We start from the raw sequence: 4,808 nt of genomic DNA, 5'->3' as shown, positions 1-4,808 counted from the left end.
GGCAGTACGGCCTGTGGCAGGACAGCGATGCGGCGCGCCTGACGCCCTTGCCGGGCGACCTGGCCGCGCCGCGGCTGGGCTTGACGGACGACGGCTACGCCACCGTGGCCAGCCAGGCGGACGCCATCGTGCACAACGGCGGCCAGGTCAACTTCCTCGCGCCATATGCCAGCCTGGCGCCGGCCAACGTGGGCGGCACGCTGGAAGTGCTGCGCCTGGCCACCACGGGCCCGCTGAAAGCCGTGCACATGGTCTCGACCCTGGGCGTGTACGTCAGCGCCGACTATCTTGATGCCACGGTGCGCGAAAGCGACGCGCCGCCCACGGCCGACAGCCAGCAAGGCGGCTACAACCAGAGCAAATGGGTGGCGGAACAGCTGGCCCTGGCGGCGCGCGCACGCGGCGTGCCCGTGGCGCTGTACCGGCCGGCCCGCATCACGGGCGACAGCGGCAGCGGCAGCGCCAACCTGGGCGACTATTTCAGCAGCTGGGTCAAGGGCTGCGCGCAGCTGGGCATGGTGCCCGACATCGCCGGCGCCAGCTACGACATGGCGCCCGTCAACCACGTCAGCGCCGTCATCGCCTGCCGCGTGCTGGCGCAGAACGGCGCCGGCGCCGACGGCACCTGGCATTTCCTCAATCCCGCGCGCCTGCCGACCAGCGCCCTGGTGGAAGGCTTGCGCGCCGCCGGCCACCCGGTGCGGCTGGTCGATTACGCGCAATGGCGCGCGGCCCTGCAGCAGGCCGTGAGCGCAGGCCAGGCAAATGCCCTGGCCAGCTTCGCCGCCCTGTTCCCGGAGCAGGCGGACGCGCGCGAGCCGGGCTTCGACTGCGGCGCCACCGAACGCATGGCCGCCGCGCTGGGCCACGTCTGCCCGCCGGCCGACGGCGCCCTGTTCGCCACCTACCTCGCCTATATGCACCGGCAGGGCTACCTGCCGGCCATCGGCGCCACACCACAAGAAAGGGCCTGCGCATGACCACCTCCACTCGCCGCTATGCGGGCTTGCGCGACTTTTTGCTAATCTGGTTCGGCCAGATGACGTCGGGCATCGGCTCGCGCCTGTCCAGCTTTGCGCTGGGCATCTGGGTTTTGCGCACGACGGGGTCGACCACCCAGTTCGCGCTGATCTTCGTTGCCATGGCCGTGCCGGCGCTGCTGATCGCGCCGTTCGCGGGCGCCCTCGTCGACCGCTGGGACCGGCGCCGCATCATGCTGTGCTGCGACATCGTCTCGGCCAGCGCCCAGCTGGTGCTGGCGGCCCTGCTGATGAACAGCCAGCTGGCCATCTGGCACATTTACCTGTGCGTGGGCGCCACGGCGCTGGCCAACGCCTTCCACGGCCCCGCCTACGCGTCGAGCATCCCGCTGCTGGTGCCGCACGGCCAGCTGAGCCGGGTCAACGGCCTGGTGCAGACAGGCGGCGCCATCGCCCAGGTGGCCGGACCGCTGCTGGCGGGCGTGCTGGTGAGCCTGATCAGTCTGCCCGGCGTGCTGCTGATCGACGCCCTGTCGTTTGTGGCCGCCTTCATTGCCATGCTGATGGCGCGCATCCCCCGTCCGCCGCGCAGCAAGGAAAGCGAAGGACAAAGCCTGTGGCGCGAAGCGGCGACGGGCTGGCGCTATGTGCGCGAACGCAACAGCCTGTTCGGCCTGCTGCTGGTGTTCGGCACCTGCAATTTCCTGTTCGGCATCGCCGCCATCACCATCACGCCGCTGGTGCTGTCGATGGCCGATCCGGCCCTGCTGGGCGTGCAGATGTCGATCGGCGGCGCCGGCCTGCTGCTGGGCGGCGTGCTGATGGCGGCATCGGGCGGCATGAAGAAGCGCATCAACGGCGTGCTGGGCTTTTCCCTGCTGGCGGGACTGGCCCTGGCCGCGCACGGCCTGGCGCCATCGTTCGTGCTGGTGACGGCGGCCGGCTTCATCTTCTTCCTGACCCTGCCCGTGATCAGCGCCTCGAACGATTCGCTGTGGCAAAGCAAGGTGCCGCCCGGCCTGCAGGGGCGCTGCTTCGCCATCCAGCGCGTGCTGTCGGAAGCGGCCATGCCCATCGGCTACTGCCTGGCGGGGCCGCTGGCCGAACACGTGTTCGAGCCGCTGCTGATGCCGGGCGGCGCCCTGGCCGGCTCCATCGGCCAGCTGATCGGCACGGGCGCGGGGCGCGGCATGGGCCTGATGTTCATCGTGCTGGGCCTGGCGATGAGCCTGGTCGCCATGCTGGCCTACAGCATCCCCGCCCTGCGCCGCGCCGACGAGCTGCCCGACGCCTGGACCCAGCCGCCGCCGGCGGCCGAAGGGGACGCGCAGCCCGCCTGATTCTTTCCCGGTAGTACCAAGCTGAATGGAAAAGCGCTGCCACGCAGCGTTGTGGGGACGCTTTTTCTTCAAAAACGCAATGCAATAACAAATAAACAACGATGTTGACCACGACCTCGCAACAACCACGACCCACTGGAGCAAGCAAGATGACTGACACAGACATGCTGCACACGGCACCGGCGCCCAAAAAGTGCCCGGTCGCCCATCACGACAACCAAGCCGCCGCGGCGCACGGTCCAGGTTACGGACTGATGCGCGTTTCCCAGGTGGCGCGCGACTATCCCAGCCATACGGCGCTGGCCAGCGTGCTGGAATGGATGCGCGCCTTCCTCGCCCGCAGCCACCCTGAACTGGGCCGCAAGGGTGCCGTTTGCCCCTTCGTGCCCGTGGCGCTGGAACAGGACAGCATTTGGATGGCCGAGATCGCCGAGCGCGAACCCACGCTCGACAGCATCTCGCGCGTGATCCTGTATTACCGCGACCTGTTCCTCGCCACCGAACCGACCAGCGGCCCGGACGCCATCAACAAGGCTTTCCTGGTGATCTTCCCCAACCTGGGCGCCGAGGGTGCGGGGGTGGTCGATGAAGTGCAGCAGCTGCTGAAGAAGGATTTCGTGGAAAAGGGCTTGATGCTCGGTGAATTCCACGCCAGCAACGAAAGCCCCGGCTTGCGCAATGCCGAATTCCGCCCGCTGCGCAGTCCCATCCCCATGCTGGCCATGCGCCACATGGTCGATTCGGACTTGCCCTTCCTGCTGCGCACGGCCTACGCGGCGCCCGTGCGGGCCGCCTATCTGCGCGCCTACCTGTTCCGCCTGGCGGGCAGCCTGGGCTGGTCGCGCTTCGAGCAGGCGCTCGACGGCGTGGTGGCCGCTGAAATCGAACAGTGGCAGGCGCGCCTGGGCGAACCCGATACCGATGCCGACGCTGCGGGAGAGATGGCATGAGCGCCGCCAACCACATCCATCAAGCCCACGACGCCCGCAGCGGCCGTATCGCCATCGTCGGTGGCGGCCTGGCCGGCTCCTTGCTGGCGCTGGCGCTGGCACGGCAAGGCCATGGCGTCGACGTGTATGAACGCCGGGCCGACCCGCGCCGCCAGGACAGCGCGGCGGGCCGCTCGATCAACCTGGGCCTGTCCAAGCGCGGCATGCAAGCGTTGCAGATGGTGGGACTGCTGGAACAGGTGCTGGCGCATGCCGTCGTCATGCGCGGGCGGGTCATCCACGCGCCGGACGGCAGCACGCGCTACCAGGCGTACGGCAAGGATGACAGCGAAGTGCTGCATTCAATCGACCGCAACCTGCTCAACCACCTGCTGCTGGACCAGGCCGAGCAGCATCCGCAGGTGAAACTGCATTTCGAGCACCGTTTGCTGCGCGCCGACAAGGCGCAGCGCGAACTGGAACTGGAAGCGCCGGGCGGACGCCGCATCAGCGCCCATCCGGCCTGGGTGGTGGGCGCCGACGGCGCGTTTTCCAGCATGCGCCGCGAATTGCAGCACGGCATGCGCGCCGACTACCAGCAGGAATACCTGGAATGGGGCTACAAGGAGCTGACCCTGGCGCCGCGCGCGGACGGCAGTTCGGCCATCGAGCTGACGGCCCTGCACGTGTGGCCGCGCAGCCACTGCCTGTTCGTCTCGCACCCGAACCAGGACGGTTCGCACACGCTGACCCTGTTCCTGCCGTTCGAGGGCGAAGACAGTTTTGCCAGCGTGCGCAGCGAGGCCGACGTGACGGCGCTGTTCGCCAAGTACTTCCCCGACCTGCTGCCGCTGCTGCCGGGCCTGCTGGAACAGTGGTCGCGCCACCCGACCGGCACCCTGATCACCACGCGCACGGCGCCCTGGCGCTTTGGCGACTGGGCCGTGCTGGTGGGCGACGCCTGCCACGCCGTGTACCCGTTCTATGGCCAGGGCATGAATTCCGCATTCGAGGATTGCTGCACCCTGATGAACGCGCTGGAAACGGCGCAGGGCGACACGGCCACGGCGTTTGCCAGCTACGAGCTGGCGCGGCGCCGGCACACAGATGCGCTGGCGCAGCTGTCGAAATCCAACTTCACGGAACTGCGGCAAAAAGTGCAATCGCCGTGGTTCGTCGCCCGCAAGAAGCTCGACCTGCTGCTCAACCGCGTGTGGCCGCGCGGCTGGCTGCCCCTGTACACCATGATCGCCCACACCACCATGCCGTATGGCGACGCGCTGCAACGGGCGCGCCGCCAGGAAAGAGTCCTGCACGCCTCGGGCGCGCTGGCCCTGGCCGTGCTGGGCATCGCCGCCGTCGTCCTGTCCCTGACCCTGATTGGAGGTAACTGATGCATCCTGTACATTCACAAGGCCGCGCGTGGGAGCGCCTGGCCGTGGCGCTGCTGCTGTGCGCCTTCTTCGGCATCTGCGCGGCCGTCGCCGCCACTGCCCTGCAAGCGGCGCCGTCGCCGCTGGCGCTGCTGTCGCTGGCCATCGCACTGGGACTGAGCCCGG

4 protein-coding genes are annotated in these 4,808 nt (G+C 68.8%); all 4 read left to right on the top strand.

Annotated elements, in window-relative coordinates:
- A partial coding sequence (locus tag JaAD80_RS27810) for a thioester reductase domain-containing protein (RefSeq protein WP_180979629.1) occupies positions 1 to 980 on the top strand: 980 nt, incomplete at its 5' end.
- Positions 977 to 2,320: an MFS transporter gene (locus JaAD80_RS27805; protein WP_102299373.1), complete on the top strand. Its 1,344-nt coding sequence runs from the start codon at positions 977 to 979 to the stop codon at positions 2,318 to 2,320. The genes JaAD80_RS27810 and JaAD80_RS27805, both read left to right, overlap by 4 nt.
- A gap of 149 nt (positions 2,321 to 2,469) precedes the next feature.
- Positions 2,470 to 3,270, top strand: a complete 801-nt coding sequence (locus JaAD80_RS27800; RefSeq protein ID WP_146012575.1) for a DUF6875 domain-containing protein — start codon at positions 2,470 to 2,472, stop codon at positions 3,268 to 3,270.
- Positions 3,267 to 4,643: an NAD(P)/FAD-dependent oxidoreductase gene (locus tag JaAD80_RS27795; protein ID WP_102299369.1), complete on the top strand. Its 1,377-nt coding sequence runs from the start codon at positions 3,267 to 3,269 to the stop codon at positions 4,641 to 4,643. Before JaAD80_RS27800 ends, JaAD80_RS27795 begins: the two co-directional genes overlap by 4 nt.
- Positions 4,644 to 4,808: the final 165 nt, after the last annotated feature.

It is taken from the genome of Janthinobacterium sp. AD80 (assembly GCF_002878455.1).
GTDB lineage: Bacteria > Pseudomonadota > Gammaproteobacteria > Burkholderiales > Burkholderiaceae_D > Janthinobacterium.
This window is presented reverse-complemented; position numbering and strand designations above follow the sequence as displayed.

Excerpts from the sequence above, each read along its gene's own strand:
- JaAD80_RS27795 (WP_102299369.1), top strand. The coding sequence starts at position 3,267 with ATGAGCGCCGCCAACCACATCCATCAAGCCCACGACGCCCGCAGCGGC.
- JaAD80_RS27800 (WP_146012575.1), top strand. The coding sequence starts at position 2,470 with ATGACTGACACAGACATGCTGCACACGGCACCGGCGCCCAAAAAGTGC.
- JaAD80_RS27805 (WP_102299373.1), top strand. The coding sequence starts at position 977 with ATGACCACCTCCACTCGCCGCTATGCGGGCTTGCGCGACTTTTTGCTA.